We start from the raw sequence: 20069 nt of genomic DNA on the forward strand, positions 1-20069 counted from the left end.
GGATCGAATCAGGGGTTGCCGACCGACCTTTGGCTGGTCTCAGCGGCGTCCGCTGGCGTAACGGGACGCCATGACGGGAATCGTGCCCAGATTCTGTCGCGCCCAGTTGGTGGCTTGGATGCGGTTGTGGACGTTGATTTTGCGGAACAGGTTGTAGAGGTGAGACTTGACCGTGTGCTCGCTCACGAACAGCTTTTCCGCAATTTCCGTGTTGCTGGCACCGGAAACCAGCAGCGTGACGATCTCCAGCTCTCGTCGAGTCAAACCGCATACCGGGCGATAGGTATTGACCTGCTGACGTCGGTAGAAGTCGATCAACATCGCGGAGAGCGGTCGGGAAATCCACAGCTCACCGCCCAGCAGTTTGACGATACCCTTGCAGATCAGTTCGAGATTGTCCTGGCGATAGAACACCCCGCGCAGGTGAATGCCGATCAGCAGTTCCATCACCTGTTTGTTGTCGCGAACGTTGAAGGCTGACAGGATGATTGCGTCGTTTTCTTCGGCTCGGGTGTTCCAGGAAAGCAGGTCCTTTTCCTGAACGTGGTCCCCATCCAGCAGTACGAGGACGCGGCGCCCTTCTGCCACGGGAAACCGCTCCTGCGGGCTGAGCGCCGAGACGCGGCACCCCGTCTTCTGGTGAATGTAGTCCAAAAATAGCACGGACTGGGAGTTACAATCCGTAACCAGTACGATGTCGGTGTGTTCGGTGTTCATGGTCTGATCCCTTCGAAGGATTTTAATTAGTCTTTTAAGATTTTCGTTGCCATCCCCAGCTGGATAATCTACTGCCTGTCCTCGCTTGTTGGAGCTCAATAGTGTTAATAAAACCCATGCGTTGTAAATATAGCGTGTTCAGGTTTTCAAACCGTCACATGTCCGGGAAACTTAAGGAATCTGTAAGATTTTAATATAACCCTGGAAAATCATACTGTTGAAAAGGAAATTTCGAGGTCAAATTAAAGAACGCCGTTTCCATTCCCAGAAAAAGCACGCTTTCTTGTTCTCGACGCCAGAATTTCCAGTAGGCGAATAGTTGGGTTTTCTCATCATGTTCGGTAGTGAGATATTCATGGTCTCACTGACAGGGTTTAGTTTGCCCCCACCGCCACGCCCCGTAGAATGAACGTTTTTTGGCAGGAACCCTATGAGCGTGCAAATGGATAACCTGGTCATTGCCAGTGGCAACCGCGGAAAACTGGCTGAATTTCAGCAGCTTGTGGGTTCCTTGGGCCTTCGCGTCCAGCCGCAGTCGGACTTTGGCGTGACCGATGTGGAAGAGACCGGGCTGACGTTCGTCGAAAATGCCATTCTCAAGGCGCGCGCCGCGGCCACAGCCAGCGGCTTGCCGGCATTGGCCGATGATTCCGGTCTGGCGGTCGATGCGCTGGGCGGGGCGCCGGGTATCTACTCAGCCCGCTACGCCGGGGCGTCCGGAGATGGCAAGTCCCGGGACAAGGCCAATAACGCCAAACTGCTGGCCGCGCTCAGGGACATTCCCGAGGGGCAGCGTACGGCGCGTTACTGGTGCGTTCTGGTTTACCTGCGTCATGCCGACGATCCCGTGCCGCTGATCGTTCAGTGCGACTGGAAGGGCGACATTCTGGCTTATCCAAGGGGTGAGGGCGGCTTCGGCTACGATCCGCTTTTCTGGGTGCCCGAATGCGGCATGAGCGTCGCCGAGCTCAGTGCCGAGGAGAAAAATCGACTGAGCCATCGAGGTCGGGCGCTGCAGACGTTGGCCGCCCAGCTCAAGGAATTGGGGCAGCTCACCCCATGATGGCCTTGCCGCCGCTGGCGCTCTACATCCACGTGCCCTGGTGCGTGCGTAAATGCCCCTATTGCGACTTCAACTCTCATGGCGTGGGCCATGGCGCGGAGCTGCCGGAATCCCGCTATGTCGATACGCTACTGGCGGATCTCGATCAGGATCTCGCCGCCGTTCAGGGGCGGGAGATCGTCAGCATCTTCATTGGCGGCGGCACGCCAAGTCTGTTTTCCGCAGCGGCGTATCAGCGCTTGTTCAAAGGGCTGCGCCAACGACTCGACTTTGCCCCGGACATCGAGATCACGCTGGAAGCCAATCCCGGCACGGTGGAACAGAGCCGCTTCGAAGGCTATCGCCAGGCTGGCATCAATCGGCTATCCATCGGCGTGCAGAGCTTTGCCTCCGAGCAGCTCGAAGCGCTGGGACGCATCCATAGTGGCGAAGAGGCGGTACGCGCGATGCGTAGCGCCCGGAACGCCGGTTTCGACAACGTCAATCTGGATCTGATGCACGGTCTGCCGGGGCAGACGCTGGCGACGGCGCTTGAGGATATCGAGCAGGCGCTGGCGCTCGAGCCCACGCATCTGTCTTGGTATCAGCTGACGCTGGAGCCCAACACCGAATTCTTCTCCCACCCGCCGCCGCTGCCCGACGAGGAGCGGCTGTGGGATATTCAGGATGCCGGCCATGCACGGCTCGAATCGGCCGGGTTCGCGCGCTACGAGATTTCCGCCTACGCCCGGCCGGGGCGACAGGCGCGCCATAACCTCAACTATTGGCGTTTCGGCGATTACCTCGGCATCGGCGCCGGTGCCCATGGCAAGCTGTCCTGGATCGATTCGCCAGGTCAATGGCGCATCGAGCGGCGCTGGAAGACACGCCAGCCCGACGCTTACCTGCGTCGTCTGAATGACCCCCGTGGCTTTATCGGCGGTGGTCAGGAAGTGAGCGACCGGGCGCTGCCGTTGGAGTTCCTGATGAATGCCTTGCGCCTGACCGAAGGTGTAAGAACCGATGACTGGGAAAACCATACCGGTCAGGCGTTGTCTGAACTGACGCCTCGTCTGGAACGGGCGCGACAGCAAGGTCTGTTGATGACCACGTCGTCACGTCTGCAAGCGACCCCCCAAGGGCTGTTATTCTTGAATGATCTGCTCGCGCTGTTGGATGACGAGGATTCGAGAAACGATGTCGAACCTCGCGCGACAGCCGGACAGTGATGGATTCGTCGTCACCAGCCCGTGTCCCGGCACAGGCGTGGCGACTCGCAAGCAAGGAGCTTCTCGAGCATGAAGATGATGAAAAAGACGTTCTGGTTGTCCATTCCGGTTGCCATGGCGGTCGGTATGACCGGCTGTGCTTCCAATGGTGCCGATAATCAGCAGCAGGGTGGCGGCAACACCAAAGCCTGGAGCGGTGCCGGCATCGGTGCCGTGGCTGGTGCGGTTGCCGGTGCGCTGACCGGCGATGGTGGCAGCAGCACGCGGGACCGTGCGCTGATCGGTGCAGCCGCCGGCGCGGCCGCCGGTGGCGGTATCGGTGCCTACATGGACTCCCAGGAGAAAGAGCTGCGAAAAAGCCTGGATGGCACGGGTATCGGCGTCGAGCGTGATGGTAATAACCTGATCCTCAACATGCCGAGCAGCGTCACGTTCGATGTCGATGCCAGCGATCTGCAGACGCCGGCGCGCCAGGCTCTCAATGACGTCAATGCGGTGCTGCGCGCCTATCCGGAAACCCGAATCAACGTGGCTGGTTACACCGACAGCACTGGCGCGGATAGCTACAACCAGAAGCTTTCCGAGCGCCGCGCACAGTCGGTGGCGACCTACCTCGAGCAGGGTGGCGTCGAGGCCGGGCGGATCAACGCCGTCGGCTATGGCGAGACGAATCCGGTCGCCAGCAACGACACCGATGCGGGTCGCGCCCAGAATCGTCGCGTCGAAATTACGCTGACGCCGACGCAGCAGTCCTGAGGTTGGTTTGATCGGCAAGCCGATCTCGAGCGGGCGTGACCTAGGGGTCACGCCCTTTTTGATGGTCGGGCTTTTTGATAACCGTGCGGTTTCGATAGTCGCGCTCCCGCAGAGGGATACACGTTCATGCTTGCCTACCAGCACGCTTACCATGCCGGCAATTTTGCCGATGTCCACAAGCACCTTGGCTTGAGGCGGCTCATCCAGGCCATGATGGGAAAATCTTCCGCGATCAGTTTCGTCGATACCCACGCCGGTCGCGGACTCTATCCGCTGGCCGCGGCGGAAACGCAGAAACTGGGCGAGTATCATCAGGGTGTCGAGCGTCTGTGGCAGCGTCGTCGCGGTCTCTCCGCCGATTCTCCCATTGGCGAGTGGCTGGCGGCGCTGGCGACGTTGCAAGCCGGTGCCGAGCTGAGTCGCTATCCCGGCTCGCCCTGGTGGCTGGGTTCGGCACTTCGGCCCCAGGACCGGCTGACGCTGTTCGAGTTGCACCCGGCCGAGCATCGGCATCTCGTCGATCAGGCCTTTTCGGCGGAGAGCGCCGTGCAGCGGCGGCATGCGGATGGCCTCAAGGGTCTATCCAAACTGGTACCGGTATCCACGCCGCGACTCTGCGTATTGATCGACCCCAGCTACGAGCGCAAGGCCGAATACGAAGAGGTCGCCGAAACGCTGCGTCAGGTTTCGCGCAAGGTGCGTCATGCGGTGGTTCTGGTGTGGTATCCGCTACTGCCGGCAGATCGCCACCGGAGGATGCTGGAAACGCTGCGGGCCGCCGGCATTCCCAAGCTGTGGCGCAGCGAGCTGCAGATCCGCGAGCCGATTGCCGACCGGGGGATGTACGGCAGCGGTCTGCTGGTGATGAACCCCCCGTGGCAGCTCGATCGCGAGCTCGATCAGGTCTTTTCCGCGCTGGCGCCGATGCTGGCCGAGGGCGCGACGCATCGCAGTGAGTGGTGGACCGGCGAGGCGTGACGGCAAACATCGCCATCACGCCTCGCGGTTGCTAGACCAGGTTGGAGGTGGGATTGGCCGGGCTTTCGGTGCCTTCGGGTTCCTCGCCCCGAATGGCGGCGATGAACTCGTCGCCCCAGCGGCGGATGTCGTTGTAGCTGACGATATCGTTCAACTGACGTAGCCGCGCCTCGGCTTCTGCGCGAGGCAGATTGAGCCCCAGATAGCAGGTTCGGGCCAGATCGTGGAGATCGTGCGGGTTGGTCAGGATGGCGCCTTTCAGTTCGGCGGCCGCGCCGGCGAATTCCGACAGCACCAGCACGCCACAGCCCTGGGTCATGCCTTGGGTGGCGGCGAACTCCTTGGCCACCAGATTGAGGCCGTCTCGCAGCGGCGTGATCCACATCACGTCGGCCATGGCGTACCAGGCGACGACTTCCTCGAACGGAAAACCGCGGAAATAGAACTGCACCGGTGTCCAGCCGACATCGGCGAAGCGACCGTTGATGTGACCGATGGTCTGCTCGATCTGGGTCTGCAGCTCGTTGTAGATGGTCATTTCGCGTGCCGCAGGCACGCAGATGCTGACCAGGGTCACCTTGCCGCGCAGCTCGGGGTTCTCGTCGAGCAGCAGTTCATAGGCCTGAAGTTTCTCGAGAATGCCCTTGGTGTAATCGAGTCTTTCGACCGACAGGATCAGCTTGACCCCGCCGAACTCCTGTCGCAGCTCGGCCATGCGCGAGCTGGCACCTTCCTGATCGAGCGCGTTACGGATCCGAGCGAGATCCAGCCCGACCGGATGGGCGCCCAGACGCACCACGCGAGAACCGGTATCCACGGCCGTGGTCATGGTCTCGAGGCCGACGGCGCAGCCATAGGTCAGAAACCGCGGCGCGCAGCTCTGTCTGGATAGCGTGGTCAGCGGCACCACGCCACGGGCCACATCGACGAAGTTCTCGACCTGACGCGGGATATGGAAAGCGACGTAGTCGCACTGCAACAGACTGCCGATGATCTCGCGTCGCCACGGCAGCACGTTGAACACGTCCGCCGAAGGGAAATAGGTGTGGTGGAAGAAGGCGATCCGCAGATCGGGGCGCATCTCCCGAAGATAGGCCGGGACCATCCACAGGTTGTAGTCGTGAATCCAGATCAGCGCGCCTTCGGCGGCCTCTTCGGCGGTGCGTTCGGCAAAGGCGCGGTTGACCTCGCAGTAGACGATCCAGTCTTCCTCGCGGAAATGCGCGCGCTCCCAGAAGGTGTGCAGCGTCGGCCAGAACGCTTCCTTGGAGAAGCGCTTGTAGAAGGTATCGACCTGAACCTTGGTCAGCGGCACCCGGGCGGCGGTCAGCAGCGGATACTGCTTGGCGTCGACACTGGTATGGGTAACGAAATCCTCTTCGTCGTCCTCTTCATGGATCGACCACGCGATCCACGAACCGCGCTGGTCGGCAAAGAAGCTCAACAGCGTCGGAATGATGCCGTTGGGGGAGGTCGGGCGGCGGCGCTGGATCTTGCCATCGACCCGATACTCTTCGTAGGGCAGCCGGTGATAGACCATCACCAGCTCGGCCTTGCCGGTCTGCGTCTCGTCACGGCGATTCTCGGCGGCGACACCGTGGGCGCCGAGAAAGCCGAAATGGGCGAACGCCTCGATGATGCCGGCGCAGCCGGTCTTCTCGGCGTGCATCACTCGGGTCTGGTTCTGGGTCTGCTCGAGCAGAGCCGGCTCCGATCCGCCGACGCAGACCGACTTGAAACCGGCGGTGAGCATGGCGAGGTCGTTCATGGTGTCACCGGCGACCAGCACCTCTTCGCTGTCGATCCCGAGCCACTCGACCAGCTTCTCCAGACTGCTGCCCTTGTTGACGCCCTTGGGCAGGAAGTCCAGATAGCGTCCTGCCGAGTAGAGCATCTCGCAATCCAGCTCCCTGGCCAGCGTGATCAGCGCGTCATCCTGGGCACGCTCGGGCGGGCAGTAATAGGAGCAGCGTCGCAGCTGTGGCTCGTCCTGCCGAACCACGTCCGGAAAACGTTGCAGGGCGGAAGCAATGCGGGACTCGCCCGGCCAGCTCGTGTCGATCTCGTTCTGCAGCGGTTGGATCGGCTGCAGTGTATCGCCGAGATAGAGGCTGGCACCCACGTCGGCCACGATATAGTCCGGCTGCGGTAGCGTGGGATCGGACAGTAGCGGCAGGATCGCCTCCAGGCTGCGACCGCTGATGTAGGCCAGCTTGATATCCGGATGGGCGGCGATGGTCTGATAGAGACTGAGGCGGGCTTCGGCGTCGCCGCCGAGAAAGGTGCCGTCGAGATCGGTGGCAAGTAGCATGTGTGGTTCCTCCTGCCCGGCCTCTGAGGACCGGCGCGATTTTCCCTGCGCGAGCGGTTGGCGCGTTCGTCGAATGACTTTGGCTTCGGATTCAGGCTCAAGCCTTGCCGGCCATCTCGACGATTCGCTGGCGCTCGTGCTCTTCATAGAAACTGGGGTCGGCGAACAGATCCTTCTGAACGTCGTCGTACATCATCTCCAGGGCCTGGCTACTGGTCGGCGTCATGGGCTCGAAATGGGCCGTATCGCCGCTGACCAGGACCGATACGTGACGCCGGCGGTAGATCGCGTAGCCGGCGAGCAGCGCCATCACCACGGCGATGTAGAGCGGTAATCCCTGATCGCCGACGCTGTGCATGATCACCCCGGCCAGAATCGGCGCGACGGCACTGCCGGCGCCTTGAACGACCAGCATATCAGCTGAGCCGGCAACGATTTCGTCGGGATGCAACTGATCGATCAACTGGGCCACGGCAATTGGATAGATCGAGAACGACAAGCCGCCCCACAGGAAATACAGTCCGAGCAGCGTCAACGGGTTGGGCGCGAACGGCATGGCGGCGGCAGCGATCGCGGCCAGAATCACCACGTAGGTCATGACACGGGGACGATCGTGGGTATCGGAGAATCGGCCGATCGGTATCTGCAGCAGCGCACCGCCAATGATGGCGCAGCTCATCACCACGCCGACGCCGGCGACGTCGAACCCGACGCTGCGCGCGTAGACCGGTGTCAGGGTCCAGAACGCGCCCATGGCGAGGCCGGACATCGCCGACGCGGCAACCGCCAACGGGGCGAAGCCCAACAGCGCCTTGAGACTGCTCTTGGGGCGGGCGGGGATGACCGGCTGGCTGCGTTTGGTGATCGTGATCGGCAACAGCGCCCAGCTGATCAGAATCGACGCGAGCGCGAACAGCAGAAAGCCATCGGGGCTGTCCAGCCGCAGGATCTGCTGGGCGATCGCCAGCGCCCCCAGGTTGACCACCATGTAGATCGCGAAAACCCGGCCTCGCTGGTGGCTGGCAGCCTGACTGTTGAGCCAGCTTTCGATCACCGTCATCAGGGTAATGAACGAGAGGCCGTAGATCACGCGAAGACCCAGCCACACCCAGGGATTGATGAAGATCAGGTGAAGCAGAGCGGCAGAGGCACAGAGCCCGGCACAGAACGCAAAGGTACGAATGTGTCCCATGCGCTTGATCAGCCGGCCGCTGATCCAGGTACCGCCGATGAACCCGATGAAATACCCGGACATGATGAGACCGATCAGGCTGGTCGAGAAACCCTCGTCGGCGCCGCGCAGTGTCAACAACGTATTGATCAGACCATTGCCGAGCAGCAGCAACGCCACGCTGCCCAGCAACGCACGAATGGGTCGTAACAACGACCACATAGCTTTCTCCTTGCCATGGCTTGAATTCATTCATGCAGTAAGCGTGCCGAAGCCCCTGGCATTCGGAAAAACCGCCATTATTATAAGATGATATTATCGTTTCTTAAGCATAACCATAATCAAGGTTATTCCATGCTTGCACTCTGGAGGTGCAGTCAGGCTGACCCGATTCAGCTTAGCAGCCAAATGCCATGCTGCCGCCAGAAATCAAGGCACCCGCCGTAGCCAAGCTTCGCTGGCGAATTTCTCCTTCGCCAGTGTCTCGGCGGCGGCCAGCTCGTCCTGGCTGAGAGAATCCGGATCCAGCGTGAAACGTGCGGCAAACGATTCGATCATGCGCTGAATGATCGCCTCGCGTGCGAGCCCGGTCTGACGTTTGAGCGGGTCGACGCGCTTGCCGGCACTGGCGGTGCCCTTGTCGGAGAGCTTCTCGCGGCCGATCCTCAGCACCCGGGTGAGCTTGTCGGCGTCGATGTCGTAGGCCATGGTGACGTGATGCAGCACCGCGCCGTTGATCCGTTTCTGGGCGGCGCCGGCGATCTTGCCGCCGGGGGAAGTGATGTCGTTGATCGGCACGTACCATGCCTTGATACCCATGTCGCCCAGCGCCTGGATGACCCAGTCATCGAGAAAGGCATAGCTTTCGACGAAGGTGAGCCCCTGGACCAGGGTTTCCGGCACGATCAGCGACCAGGTGATGGTGTTGCCCGGTTCGACGAACATGGCGCCGCCGCCGCTGATGCGGCGTACGACCTCGATACCGGCGTTGCGGGCGGCCTCGCCATCGACTTCGTTGGCCAGCGACTGGAATACGCCGATGATGATCGCCGCACGATCCCATTCCCACACGCGCAGCGTCGGGCCGCGCCGTCCCGCCGCCACCTCCCGTGTCAGCACTTCATCCAGTGCCATGTGTAGATGAGGGGGCTCCGGTGTCCGATGAATCAGGCCGAAGCGATGATCGCGCCAATCCGAGGTTCGAGAGAGGGCACGGCGAATCACGGTGGCGATGGCGGGCACCGAAAGCCCGACCATCTCTGTCCGGGGAGGAAGTGCCGCCTGGATACGCGCGATCAGGGTGTCGGCGTCTGTATCGACCGGGGCGCCCTCCAGGGCGCGATCGATCGCTTCCAGCGCGTCGTCGGGCTCGAGGAAGAAATCCCCGGACAGCTGCACCGAGGCCAGCCGTTCATCGCGGACGATGACATCCGCCACCAGCAATTTGCCACCCGGCACCTTGTATTCACCGTGGCAGAGGCTGTCACCACCGTTGGATAATTCCGACATTACCGCACCTTGACCTGGACATTTTCAGCGCCAGTATAGCGCTCGCGGATGACGGGAAGTGTCGGTCGGCGGTCGAGACGAGTGATACTTGTGCGCGTGCTTCCGCCAATCAGCGCCAGAAGGCTTGATGGATCTCTCTATCGACCTGGGCGCGCGTCAGGCCGATATCCTTCAACTGCCGTTCATCCAATTGTGCCAGCTGCTGGCGTGTGCGCCAGCGCTGCCAAGGGCCCAGGCGATAGCTGCGACGCTCGATGGGCGGTGCCATGTCTGGACTGACGCTCGAATCGCACCGTGTCGGCTTCCACCGGGCGAAAGTCAGGGAGAGTGAGGAGAGAAGAGCAAGGCGCATGACGGAACTCCGATCGCTGAACGATGGGTCCAGATTACGGAGGCGCGCTTGGATCATACAGATTCAAGAATACCGAGATTCGATGATACAGATTGGCCCACTGGGCTTCTGTATGCTGAATCTGCGCGTGATCTGTATCGTGTGTTGGAGATTTCCGGCATACACAATGAAGTCACGGATTGACGGAGATGTCTCATGCACCGCTACGAACGATTGGCCGATCATCTGCGCGAGCGTATCCAGACGGGCTATTACCGACCCGCTGATCGGTTGCCCTCGGTCCGGGCGCTGGCGGCTTCGCATGGCGTCAGCCTATCCACCGTGCAGCACGCCTACCACCAGTTGGAAGATGCCCAACTGATCGAGGCGCGGCCCAAGTCGGGCTACTTCGTCTCGCCACAGCGGGAGCGGCCGCTGCTGCCACCGGCCGGTCGAACGGCGCAGCGGCCAGTGGAAGTCTCGCAGTGGGAGCAGGTCCGTGAGGGCACCTGCGTGCTGCCGGATGCCAGCATGCACAATCTGGGCCGCGGGATGCCGGACATCGATGCGCCGACACTCAAGCCGCTGCTGCGGGCGCTGTCCCGCGTCAGCCGGCGTCAGGATCTGATCGGGCTCAACTACGATACGCTGCATGGCCGTCCCGAACTGCGCGAGCAGATCGCGCGACTCGCGACCGGTCACGGCTGCCGGCTGCACCCCGACGACATCGTGGTCACCACCGGCTGTCACGAGGCGATCTCGATCGCCATGCGCGCGGTGTGCGAACCCGGCGGCATCATCGCGGTGGATTCACCGAGCTTCTATGGTGCGCTGCAGTCGATTCGTGCCTACGGCATGAAGGCGATGGAGATCCCCACCGATCCCGACACCGGAATCAGCCTGGAGGCGCTGGAGCTGGCCCTGGAGCAGTGGCCGATCCGCGCCATCCAGGTGACGCCGACCTGCAACAATCCGTTGGGCTATACGCTGTCGCTCGAACGCAAGCGAGCGCTCTACGCCCTGGCGCAGCGCTTCGATGTGGCGATCATCGAAGACGACGTCTACGGCGATCTCAGCTACGCCTTTCCACGGCCGGCGACGATCAAGTCGTTCGACGAGGATGGCCGGGTGCTGTTGTGCAGTTCGTTTTCCAAGACCCTGGCCCCGGGGCTGCGCATCGGTTGGATCGTGCCAGGCCGCTATCACGAGCGGGCGCTGCACATGAAGTACGTCGGTACCGGCGCCACCGCCACCCACGGGCAGATGGCGGTGGCGGAGTTCATCCGCGAGGGGCACCACGATCCGCACCTGCGCCGGATGCGGGCCCAGTATCAGCGCAATCGCAACCTGATGCTGGACGTGATCGCCGACGCCTTTCCGGCCTCGACCCGGGTCAGCTACCCGGCCGGGGGCTTCATGCTATGGCTGCAGTGCGAGGGGGATATCGACACCGTCGCGCTCAACGAGCGGCTGATGGCGGAGGAGATTCGTATCGCCCCCGGCGTGATGTTCTCCGCCACCGGCAAGTACCGCCACTGCCTGCGCTTGAACCACGCCGTGTTCGATGCCGAGATCGCCCATGCGGTGATGCGCGTGGGGCAGCGTGTGACGGAGATGCTGGCGCAGCGGGCCGACGTCGCACGGCCGGAGACGGCCTGATCCTATGCCCTCGATCAGGCCGCTCGGTTGCCGCGCCCGATCTTGGCGCTCAGTCGATCAGGCGAGTCACTTCGGCGGCGATTGCTTCGCCCAGCAGACGCTGCTGATCGGGTTCGAAGTGCACGCCGTCGACTTCACTGACCTGGATCAGGGTGCCGGCGTCGATGAAGCCGACCCCCGCCTCCCGCGCCATCTTGCGGTAGCGGCTCGCCAACTGGCGCGACTTGCGCTCGCCGCCGGCGAAGATACCGGCCAGGGGACCGATCTCACGGATCGGCGCCGGCGCGATCAGCAGCACCTTGGGGGCAGCCACGCCGAACTGGGTGCTGACGGTGTCGATCTCCCACAACAGCCGCTGAATGCTCAGGGCAATATCGTCGGGGGGGACGGAAAAACGCGCCTTGAGATCGTTGGTGCCCAGCATCAGCGTCATCACGTCCAGCGGTAGCTGGCTGAGCAGACACGGGCGCAGGTAGCGCAGACCGTTGAGATGCACCCCTTCGACGGGGTCGTCGTGCAGGGTGGTGCGTGCCGGTAGCCCCTCCTCGATCACCCGCCACTCGCTGCCGAGGGCCGCGGCCACCACCCCGGTCCAGCGTGTCTCGAAGGGGTAGCGTGAAAGCGGCCCCAGCGCCCTGACCGGTTCGGTACCGTGGGTGTTGGAGTCGCCGTAGCAGAGCAGGGTACGCGTGGTCATCGTGGATCTCCGGTATGCGGTGGCGTTCAGTATGAACGCGGTACGCAGACCACGGTACCCTGGGGGCGGCTAACGCGTGCGGAACACCAGCGCCACGCCGCCGAGGATCGCGGCCATGCCGAGGATGGCCAGCGGCGAGAGCGCGTTGCCCAGCAGCAGATAGTCCAGCACTGCGGTGACGATCGGCACCAGATAGAACAGGCTGGAGACGTTGACCAGGTTGCCCTGCCGGATCATGCGGTAGAGCAGAAGCTGTGCCAGTACCGAGATTACCAGCCCTAACCACACCACGGCGACTGGCGGGTTGGTATCTACTCACTTCGCTTTCCGCCATTGATTCGATACCGCGTACTACGCCCGCCACCGGGCATCGGTTCCAGGCAGCCCTTCTCGACTAGATCCTGAAGGTGGCGCGTGGCGGTAGCTTTACTGACCTTGGCAACCTTCTGGTACTGAGAAGCACTGATACCATTTTCGAAGCCACATTCGCCGCCTTCCAGCAGGCGTTCGAGTACTTTGATCTGGGCATCCGACAGCGCTGTCTGGGCGTGTCGTTGCCAGAATCGCTGACGCTGGAGCGTGCGTTCGATCTTGGCGATGGCCTCGCGCATCGCGGTTTCCAGGGTTTCCAGGAACCAGACCAACCACTCGGTGATATCCATACCATCACGCTGGGTGGACTCCAGCACGGTGTAGTAGTCGCTGCGCCTGGCCATGATCGCTTCGGACATAGCGTAAAGCCTGATGCTCTGGGCCTCGGCCTGGGCCAGGGCACGGTCGGTCAGCGCCCGGGTCAGGCGGCCATTGCCGTCCTCGAACGGGTGCAGGGTGATCAGGTGGAGGTGGCACAACCCGGCGCGTATCAGGGGATCCAGGGCGTCGTCGCCGAGACTGGTATTGAACCACTCGACGAAATGCGTCAATTCTGTCCCGAGGCTCGAGGCCGGCGGCGCTTCGAAGTGAACTCTAGGCTGATCGATACGTCCCGAAACCACCTGCATGGGTCTGTCGTCATCCTGGCGTAATTGCCCAGCGGCGATAGGCTGCAACAGCCCAGGTTCCGGGAATAGCAGCGCGTGCCAGCGCAGTAGCGTGTCGAGTGTCAGTGGCTTTTGCAGAGCGGTAACCGCCTCGATCATCAGCTCTGCGAGTCCCTCGGAACGCTGCGAGACGGGATAAGTCGATCCATCGCTCACTCCCAATCGTCTGGCCAGCGAGGACCGTAACGATTGTACGTTGAGCCTTTCGCCTTCGATGGCAGAAGAATTGACGATATTGGTCAGCAGTGTGTCTAGCGCTTGTGCCGGATGCGCTGGATCAGCGGGGTGATTCAAACCCAGCAGCTCTCCTTGGCGCAGCGTGGTTCTACGCAGCACTGGCGCTACGATTTCTGACTGCCAGTGGAATGTTGGCCACTGCGGTTGTTGCCAAATCCAGGTTGGCGATGAAGGTGCTGAGGGAGCGATCATGGCGCTGCTCGCTTATTCGATGAGCCGAAAGCATAGCATATTCGGCTCAGAAAATGAGCCGAATAGAAATCCTATTCGGCTCATTCTCGAGTCACTTGCCGATGCAGAAGCTGCCGAAGATTTCGCCGAGCAGGTCATCGGCGGTGAATTCGCCGGTGATCTCGTTGAGAGCGTGCTGGGCCTCGCGTAGATCCTCGGCAAGCAGTTCGCCGGCAGCGGCGCCTTCGAGCTGCGCCGCGCCGCTGTCGAGCGCCCGGGCGGCGCGCTCCAGCGCATCGAGATGGCGTCGGCGGGCCGAGAAACGGCCTTCGGTAGTGGCATCGAACCCCATTACCGCCTTGAGATGCGTCTTCAGGTTATCCACACCCGCACCGGTCTCTGCCGAGATTCGGATCACCGGAGGCGTTGTGGATAAATCGAAGTCGCTGCCTTCGCCGCTCTGGTCGATCTTGTTGCGCACCAGCGTCAGCCGGCCGGGGTCGGGCAAGCGTTCGACGAATTCCGGCCAGATCTCCGCGGGATCGAGTGACGACGTCTCGCGCCCGTCGACCAGCAGCAGTACGCGATCCGCCTTCTCGATCTCCGCCCAGGCACGCTGAACGCCGATCCTCTCCACCGCATCCGGCGTGTCGCGCAGTCCGGCGGTATCGATGACGTGCAGCGGCATGCCGTCGAGATGAATATGTTCGCGCAACACATCGCGAGTGGTGCCTTCGATCTCGGTGACGATGGCGCTGTCACGCTCGGTCAGGCGATTGAGCAGACTCGACTTGCCGGCATTGGGCCGCCCGGCGATCACCACGTTCATGCCTTCGCGCATCAGCGAGCCCTGATTGGCGGCGGCACGGACGGTTTCCAGCGTCTGCCGCAGCGTTGCCAGCCTGGCGGCAACCACGCCGTCGGCGAGAAAATCGATCTCCTCCTCGGGAAAATCGATGGCGGCTTCGACGTAGAGGCGCAGCTGAATCAGCTCGCTGACCAGCTGCGACACGCGTTGCGAGAACTCGCCCTGCAGTGAGCGCAGCGCGTTTTCAGCCGCGGCGCGGGAGCTGGCATCGATCAGATCGGCGATCGCCTCGGCCTGGGCCAGGTCGAGCTTGTCGTTGAGAAAGGCGCGCTCGGAAAATTCTCCCGGACGCGCCAGCCGTGCCCCCAACTGCACACAGCGTTCCAGCAGCATATCCATCAGCACCGGACCGCCATGGCCCTGAAGTTCGAGTACGTCTTCGCCGGTAAAGGAGTGGGGGCCGGGGAAATAGAGCGCGATCCCTTCATCGATGACGTTGGTGTCACCGTGAAACGCCCCGTAGTGGGCGTAGCGTGGCGTCGGCTGGTGGCCGAGAATGGTCGCCGCCAGCGTTCTCGCCGACGGCCCCGAGACGCGCACGATGCCGACGCCGCCGCGCCCGGGCGGCGTGGCCAGGGCAGCGATGGTGTCCTGACGATAAAGCGGCGCGTTCATGGCAATCTCCGGTCGGTGACTTCGGGGGGCGGGTTCAGGGCGGCAGGGTCATGCCGCTTTGCGATCTCGCCGAAACAGTGTCCGTGGTCAGGTGTTGAAACGCCAGACCCCCGCCGGGGCGGGGGTCTGGGAGTAGCACAGGCAAGCTCGATATCAGCCTTTGGCTTTCACGGCCTTGCCGCTGTCGCCGGCATCTTCCTTCAACACCTTGTTGGTGATGAACCACTGCTGGAGGATCGAGATGCTGTTGTTCACGATCCAGTAGATCACCAGGCCGGCCGGGAACCACAGGAAGAAGAAGGTGAAGACAACCGGCAGCATCTTCATGATCTTCGCCTGCATCGGGTCCGGCGGCGTCGGGTTCAGGAACTGCTGCAGCAGCATTGTGCCGCCCATGATGATCGGCAGGATGAAGTACGGATCCTTGGCCGACAGATCGTTGATCCACAACATGAACGGTGCATGGCGCAGTTCGACCGACTCCATCAGCATCCAGTAGAGCGCGATGAACACCGGCATCTGAATGACCATCGGCAGACAGCCGCCCAGAGGATTGATCTTCTCCTTCTGGTAGAACTTCATCATCTCCTGCGACATGCGCTGGCGATCGTCTCCGTACTGCTCCTTGAGCCGTTTCATCTCCGGGCCCATCTTGCGCATCCGCGCCATCGACTTGTAAGCCTTGGCGGCGAGCGGGAACAGCACGATCTTGACGCAGACGGTCAGCAGGACGATGGACCAGCCCCAGTTGCCGATCAGGCCATGGATCTTCTCCAGCAGCCAGAACAGCGGATTGGCCAGGAACCACAGCCAGCCGAAGTCAACGGTCAGCTCCAGGTTGGGTGCCACGGCCTCGAGACGATCCTGCACTTTCGGGCCCACGAACAGGGTGGCAGCGAGCGTCGCCTGCTGGCCGGGTTCGATGGTCCGGTTGGGGCCGGCAAATGCGGCAACCGTGCGATCGCGGTTGTCGACGTTGCCGTAGTAGAGGTTCTGCTGGTCGGGATTCGGCACCCAGGCGGAAGTGAAGTAGTGCTGGATCATCGCGACCCAGCCGCCTTTCACGTCGCGGTTCTGGAAGTTGCCCTTGCGGATATCCTCGAAGTCGACCTTGCTGTATTTCTCTTCAGGCGAAGAAAATGCGGCGCCCAGGAACGAGTGCATGCCGACGCCCTGGCCGCTGGTCGGATCGGGGCTCTGGTCGCGGGCCAACTGGCCGATGAAGCGGGCGGTGACCGGTTGCTGGCTCTCGTTGTCGATCAGGTATTCGACCTTGACCGCATAGTCGTCACGCTTGATGACGAAGCGCTTGATGATATCGACGCCGTTGACGCTGCCATGCAGGTCGACATTGATCGAGTCCTCACCTTCGCTGAGCTGGTAGCTGTTCTGGTCGGCGGTGAACGGAATGCGACCCGAATGCCCTTCAATCTGCAGCCCGGACTTGGCCACGTAGCTGCGCACGTTGTTGTCGCTGAGCAGCACGAAAGGGGTATTGGAGTCGAGGGCCTGATCATGACCGAACAGCGCTGCGTAGACGATATCGCCGCCGTTGGGATTGATGCGCAGATCCAGCACGTCGCTCTGGACCTGGATCAGATTGCTGCCCTGAGCCGGATCGGCGTCAGCGGGCATGTCGTCCTGAATCGGTTTGGCGTTGCCGTCACTGTCCGTCGGTACGGAAAGCGTTCCGCCTTCGCTGCTGTCGCTGTTACCCGCAGAGGCCGCCATCTCCGGCGCCGGGTTGTTCACGACGTTCTGACCGTAGTCCTGATTCCACTGCATGATCAGCAGATAGGCCAGTACGGCCAGCGGAATCACGAAAAGGAGTCGTTTCAAATCCATATAGAGGTCTGCCCGGTAAGGGAGTGGGTCAGTGGGCGCCGGGCATCGACGGTCGACCGGCGGAGCTCGCCGATGCGTCCTGGCCTTCGGCGCAGGGAGGTCCGATCAGGATGACGAGGCGTCTTGGCGCGTCTGACGGGTGGACTTTTCCAGGCGCTTCCACATGCCATTGAGCTGGCGAGAGAAGCTGGCGTTGTCCAACTCGTGTACCCCTCGTCGAGCGAGGATGACGATGTCCACTGCCGGTAAACGATGCTGTTGATGGCGAATGGATTCGCGCACGAGGCGTTTGAGACGGTTGCGGTCGACGGCACGGCGCACGTTCTTTCTGCTGAAGATCAACCCGATCCGCGGATGGCCCAGAGCGTTGGGTCGGGCCAACGCGAGCAATCCTTTACCATGGACCTTGTAAGGCGCGTGGTCGAAAACGTGCTTGTAGTCCCCGGCGTTCAGCAAGCGAAGCTGCCGGGGAAAACGCTGATCAGACACCCGGTATCCGATCAGGCGCTAAGACGCTTACGACCTTTGGCGCGACGACGAGCAATCACCTGACGGCCGTTTTTGGTGGCCATGCGGGCGCGAAAACCGTGGACGCGCTTACGCTTCAGAACGCTAGGCTGGAAAGTACGTTTCATAGCTGCTGATTCCCAATTAGTTGATTTCTAAAGAAAACGGGTTGAAACGGGATGCCCGATACGTTTGCGGGAAGCGGGCTCGCTCGACTCAAGAGCGGGAATTCTAGTGAATCCGCGGTTCCGGTGCAATTTTTCCTTGAATTATCCACACCCTGTTCGGGGGCTGTCGCCGGCCGAAACGAATCTTGTGGGATGCTGAGGGAGTGCCGAATTCCCGCTGGCTCGCGTGGAACGGACAGCGGTCGAATCCCGAGGTGAGATCGCAGTTCACTGACGGTGTCAATCACACCATGTGGTTAACGATGGGGATAACCTTTGTGTATAAGCCATTTAAATCCTTTATAAACATTGGTTTATAGTAATTCTAAGGTTGTGGGGAAGTTGCGCGTGACCGGTGTACAGACTGGGTACGATGGGCACGGGAATGGGCCGCTCGATACAGGTTATCCCAGGCTGTCACCAAGAAATCCACAGTTTGATGAGCCTGCTCCGCACTCAGTTATCCACAATTTTTCGATTTTATCCCCGTGTGGATAACCTCGTGGGTCGACGCTACACTGTGCGCCCGTTTTTCCATTCTTCTCTCAACGTTCGGTGAGGTCGTGTGTCGGTCGCTCTCTGGCAACAATGTCTGAACTCGCTGCAGGATGAGTTGAGCTCTCAGCAATTCAATACCTGGATTCGTCCCCTGCAGGCAGAGGACGGCGAAGTGGACGAACTCTGTCTATTGGCGCCCAACCGTTTTGTCCGCGACTGGGTCAGCGACAAGTATCTGAAACGGATCAACGAACTGTTGCGGGACGTCGCCTCCAGCAACAAGCCTCCCAAGGTTCGGCTGACGGTGGGTAGTCGTCGGGCCGCGGCGGTTTCCCCACGAGATCTGGGGGCGCCCGTGTCCGCCCCCAGCCGGCCACCGCAACGGCCATCGTCGCCCAGTGTGCAGACGTCTTCGCGCTCCAACGATGCAGCCGAGGAAAGGCATATCGATCGATCGCGCGAACGGGAAGAGAGTGGGCGGCGTGGCGGCCAGCGTCAGGTCCAGGTCGAGGGGAGCCTCAAGCATGGCAGCGGTCTCAATCCCAACTTCACGTTTGAGACCTTCGTCGAGGGTAAGTCGAACCAGCTGGCGCGCGCCGCCTCCCGTCAGGTATCGGAGAATCCCGGCGGTGCCTACAATCCGCTGTTTCTCTACGGTGGCGTGGGTCTGGGCAAGACCCACCTGATGCATGCGGTGGGCAATCATCTGGCGGGGCTTCGCGACAACGCCAAGATCGTCTATCTCCACTCCGAGCGTTTCGTCGCCGACATGGTCAAGGCGCTGCAGATCAATGCCATCAACGACTTCAAGCGCTTCTACCGCAGCGTCGATGCCCTGCTGATCGACGATATCCAGTTCTTTGCCGGCAAGGAGCGTTCCCAGGAAGAGTTCTTCCACACGTTCAACGCGTTGCTCGAGGGCGGCCAGCAGATGATTCTGACCTCGGATCGCTATCCGAAGGAGATCAGCGGTGTCGAGGAGCGCCTGAAATCGCGCTTCGGCTGGGGCCTGACGGTGGCGATCGAACCGCCGGAGCTCGAGACCCGCGTGGCGATTCTGATGAAGAAGGCCGACCAGGCCGAAGTCGATCTTCCGCACGACGCGGCGTTCTTCATCGCCCAAAAGATTCGCTCCAACGTGCGCGAGCTGGAAGGGGCGCTCAAGAAGGTGATTGCCGACTCGCACTTCATGGGCAAGCCGATCACCCAGGACTTCATCCGCGAGTCGCTCAAGGATCTGCTGGCGCTGCAGGACAAGCAGGTCGGGATCGAAAACATCCAGCGCACGGTGGCGGAATACTACAAGATCAAACTTGCCGATCTGCTCTCCAAGCGCCGCTCGCGTTCGGTGGCACGTCCCCGCCAGGTGGCGATGGCGCTGGCCAAGGAGCTGACCAATCACAGCCTGCCGGAGATCGGCGACGCCTTCGGCGGGCGCGATCACACGACCGTGCTGCATGCCTGCCGCAAGGTCGTGGCGCTGAAAGAAGAGAGTGCGGATATCCGCGAGGACTACAAGAATTTGATGCGCCTGTTGACGAGCTGAGTCGCTATCGCGTCATTTCCGCAACCACAGGGATTGCGGGCGGCGCCTGCCGAGGCAAGAATGGGATGGTGCGATCCGGCAGCTTTCGTCACCAGTCCGGCTCGGGTCTATTGATCCGACGATTTTGGTTTATTGACTCAGTTTTATTGACTCAGCTTAGGTGCTGTCTGAAAAG

At 61.6% G+C, this 20069-nt stretch carries 18 protein-coding genes; 6 read left to right on the forward strand and 12 right to left on the reverse strand.

The features are described from left to right. Positions 1 to 39 precede the first annotated feature (39 nt). Positions 40 to 717 (reverse strand): LuxR C-terminal-related transcriptional regulator, encoded by a 678-nt coding sequence (locus BTW07_RS10070; protein ID WP_075570051.1) that lies wholly within the window; start codon positions 715 to 717, stop codon positions 40 to 42. Between the two features lie 430 nt (positions 718 to 1147). On the opposite strand from BTW07_RS10070, the gene rdgB reads away from it, so the two are divergent. The 4 genes from rdgB to BTW07_RS10090 all read left to right on the forward strand — a co-directional run bounded on the left by rdgB (position 1148) and on the right by BTW07_RS10090 (position 4722). Continuing rightward, positions 1148 to 1780: an RdgB/HAM1 family non-canonical purine NTP pyrophosphatase gene (rdgB, locus tag BTW07_RS10075; protein ID WP_075570052.1), complete on the forward strand. Its 633-nt coding sequence runs from the start codon at positions 1148 to 1150 to the stop codon at positions 1778 to 1780. Further along, positions 1777 to 2988 (forward strand): radical SAM family heme chaperone HemW, encoded by a 1212-nt coding sequence (gene hemW / locus BTW07_RS10080; RefSeq protein ID WP_425272030.1) that lies wholly within the window; start codon positions 1777 to 1779, stop codon positions 2986 to 2988. The genes rdgB and hemW overlap by 4 nt, the downstream gene beginning before the upstream one ends. A gap of 78 nt (positions 2989 to 3066) precedes the next feature. Then, entirely contained in the window at positions 3067 to 3744 is a 678-nt protein-coding gene (locus tag BTW07_RS20265; protein WP_075570127.1) for a YiaD family glycine zipper/OmpA-like lipoprotein, read from the forward strand. A gap of 126 nt (positions 3745 to 3870) precedes the next feature. Beyond that, a complete protein-coding gene (locus BTW07_RS10090; protein WP_075570053.1) occupies positions 3871 to 4722 on the forward strand; it encodes a 23S rRNA (adenine(2030)-N(6))-methyltransferase RlmJ in 852 nt (283 codons plus the stop codon). A gap of 31 nt (positions 4723 to 4753) precedes the next feature. Here the strand turns inward: BTW07_RS10090 and ggpS are convergent, their stop codons facing one another. From ggpS to BTW07_RS19640, 4 genes are all read right to left on the reverse strand, one after another. Then, complete coding sequence (ggpS, locus tag BTW07_RS10095) at positions 4754 to 7033, reverse strand: glucosylglycerol-phosphate synthase (RefSeq protein WP_075570054.1); 2280 nt, start codon at positions 7031 to 7033, stop codon at positions 4754 to 4756. 97 nt (positions 7034 to 7130) lie between these two features. Next, a complete protein-coding gene (locus BTW07_RS10100; protein ID WP_075570055.1) occupies positions 7131 to 8426 on the reverse strand; it encodes an MFS transporter in 1296 nt (431 codons plus the stop codon). A gap of 207 nt (positions 8427 to 8633) precedes the next feature. Further along, complete coding sequence (gene lplAB / locus BTW07_RS10105; protein ID WP_075570056.1) at positions 8634 to 9713, reverse strand: lipoate-protein ligase LplAB; 1080 nt, start codon at positions 9711 to 9713, stop codon at positions 8634 to 8636. Positions 9714 to 9822: 109 nt separating this feature from the next. Beyond that, positions 9823 to 10065 carry a DUF1127 domain-containing protein gene (locus BTW07_RS19640; RefSeq protein ID WP_232823809.1) on the reverse strand — a complete coding sequence of 81 codons (243 nt, stop codon included), beginning with the start codon at positions 10063 to 10065 and terminating at the stop codon, positions 9823 to 9825. Between the two features lie 195 nt (positions 10066 to 10260). Between BTW07_RS19640 and BTW07_RS10115 the strand changes: the two genes are divergently transcribed. Then, positions 10261 to 11703, forward strand: a complete 1443-nt coding sequence (locus BTW07_RS10115) for an aminotransferase-like domain-containing protein (protein WP_075570057.1) — start codon at positions 10261 to 10263, stop codon at positions 11701 to 11703. Positions 11704 to 11752: 49 nt separating this feature from the next. On the opposite strand, the gene BTW07_RS10120 is transcribed toward BTW07_RS10115, so the two are convergent. From BTW07_RS10120 to rpmH, 7 genes are all read right to left on the reverse strand, one after another. Next, entirely contained in the window at positions 11753 to 12400 is a 648-nt protein-coding gene (locus BTW07_RS10120; RefSeq protein ID WP_075570058.1) for an SGNH/GDSL hydrolase family protein, read from the reverse strand. A gap of 69 nt (positions 12401 to 12469) precedes the next feature. After that, positions 12470 to 12688 carry a DMT family transporter gene (locus tag BTW07_RS10125; RefSeq protein ID WP_244158345.1) on the reverse strand — a complete coding sequence of 73 codons (219 nt, stop codon included), beginning with the start codon at positions 12686 to 12688 and terminating at the stop codon, positions 12470 to 12472. Between the two features lie 23 nt (positions 12689 to 12711). Next, on the reverse strand, positions 12712 to 13869 hold the full coding sequence (locus BTW07_RS10130) for a Fic family protein (RefSeq protein WP_075570059.1): 1158 nt from the start codon (positions 13867 to 13869) through the stop codon (positions 12712 to 12714). A 91-nt stretch (positions 13870 to 13960) separates the two neighbouring features. Beyond that, entirely contained in the window at positions 13961 to 15331 is a 1371-nt protein-coding gene (gene mnmE, locus BTW07_RS10135) for a tRNA uridine-5-carboxymethylaminomethyl(34) synthesis GTPase MnmE (RefSeq protein WP_075570060.1), read from the reverse strand. Between the two features lie 153 nt (positions 15332 to 15484). After that, complete coding sequence (yidC, locus tag BTW07_RS10140) at positions 15485 to 17176, reverse strand: membrane protein insertase YidC (RefSeq protein WP_075570061.1); 1692 nt, start codon at positions 17174 to 17176, stop codon at positions 15485 to 15487. A gap of 105 nt (positions 17177 to 17281) precedes the next feature. Then, the gene (gene rnpA / locus BTW07_RS10145) at positions 17282 to 17665 is read right to left on the reverse strand and encodes a ribonuclease P protein component (RefSeq protein WP_075570062.1); all 384 of its coding nucleotides are present in this window, start codon (positions 17663 to 17665) and stop codon (positions 17282 to 17284) included. Between the two features lie 11 nt (positions 17666 to 17676). Continuing rightward, positions 17677 to 17811, reverse strand: coding sequence for a 50S ribosomal protein L34 (gene rpmH / locus BTW07_RS10150; protein WP_019019264.1), 135 nt, complete (start codon positions 17809 to 17811; stop codon positions 17677 to 17679). Positions 17812 to 18415: 604 nt separating this feature from the next. Here rpmH and dnaA point away from each other — a divergent pair. Then, positions 18416 to 19894, forward strand: coding sequence for a chromosomal replication initiator protein DnaA (gene dnaA, locus BTW07_RS10155; protein ID WP_075570063.1), 1479 nt, complete (start codon positions 18416 to 18418; stop codon positions 19892 to 19894). Positions 19895 to 20069 lie beyond the last annotated feature (175 nt).

The sequence above is a fragment of the Salinicola socius genome, assembly GCF_001937195.1.
Lineage (GTDB): Bacteria > Pseudomonadota > Gammaproteobacteria > Pseudomonadales > Halomonadaceae > Salinicola > Salinicola socius.

Excerpts from the sequence above, each read along its gene's own strand:
- BTW07_RS10070 (WP_075570051.1), bottom strand. The coding sequence starts at position 717 with ATGAACACCGAACACACCGACATCGTACTGGTTACGGATTGTAACTCC.
- rdgB (WP_075570052.1), top strand. The coding sequence starts at position 1,148 with ATGAGCGTGCAAATGGATAACCTGGTCATTGCCAGTGGCAACCGCGGA.
- hemW (WP_425272030.1), top strand. The coding sequence starts at position 1,777 with ATGATGGCCTTGCCGCCGCTGGCGCTCTACATCCACGTGCCCTGGTGC.
- BTW07_RS20265 (WP_075570127.1), top strand. The coding sequence starts at position 3,067 with ATGAAAAAGACGTTCTGGTTGTCCATTCCGGTTGCCATGGCGGTCGGT.
- BTW07_RS10090 (WP_075570053.1), top strand. The coding sequence starts at position 3,871 with ATGCTTGCCTACCAGCACGCTTACCATGCCGGCAATTTTGCCGATGTC.
- ggpS (WP_075570054.1), bottom strand. The coding sequence starts at position 7,033 with ATGCTACTTGCCACCGATCTCGACGGCACCTTTCTCGGCGGCGACGCC.
- BTW07_RS10100 (WP_075570055.1), bottom strand. The coding sequence starts at position 8,426 with ATGTGGTCGTTGTTACGACCCATTCGTGCGTTGCTGGGCAGCGTGGCG.
- lplAB (WP_075570056.1), bottom strand. The coding sequence starts at position 9,713 with ATGTCGGAATTATCCAACGGTGGTGACAGCCTCTGCCACGGTGAATAC.
- BTW07_RS19640 (WP_232823809.1), bottom strand. The coding sequence starts at position 10,065 with ATGCGCCTTGCTCTTCTCTCCTCACTCTCCCTGACTTTCGCCCGGTGG.
- BTW07_RS10115 (WP_075570057.1), top strand. The coding sequence starts at position 10,261 with ATGCACCGCTACGAACGATTGGCCGATCATCTGCGCGAGCGTATCCAG.
- BTW07_RS10120 (WP_075570058.1), bottom strand. The coding sequence starts at position 12,400 with ATGACCACGCGTACCCTGCTCTGCTACGGCGACTCCAACACCCACGGT.
- BTW07_RS10130 (WP_075570059.1), bottom strand. The coding sequence starts at position 13,869 with ATGATCGCTCCCTCAGCACCTTCATCGCCAACCTGGATTTGGCAACAA.
- mnmE (WP_075570060.1), bottom strand. The coding sequence starts at position 15,331 with ATGAACGCGCCGCTTTATCGTCAGGACACCATCGCTGCCCTGGCCACG.
- yidC (WP_075570061.1), bottom strand. The coding sequence starts at position 17,176 with ATGGATTTGAAACGACTCCTTTTCGTGATTCCGCTGGCCGTACTGGCC.
- rpmH (WP_019019264.1), bottom strand. The coding sequence starts at position 17,811 with ATGAAACGTACTTTCCAGCCTAGCGTTCTGAAGCGTAAGCGCGTCCAC.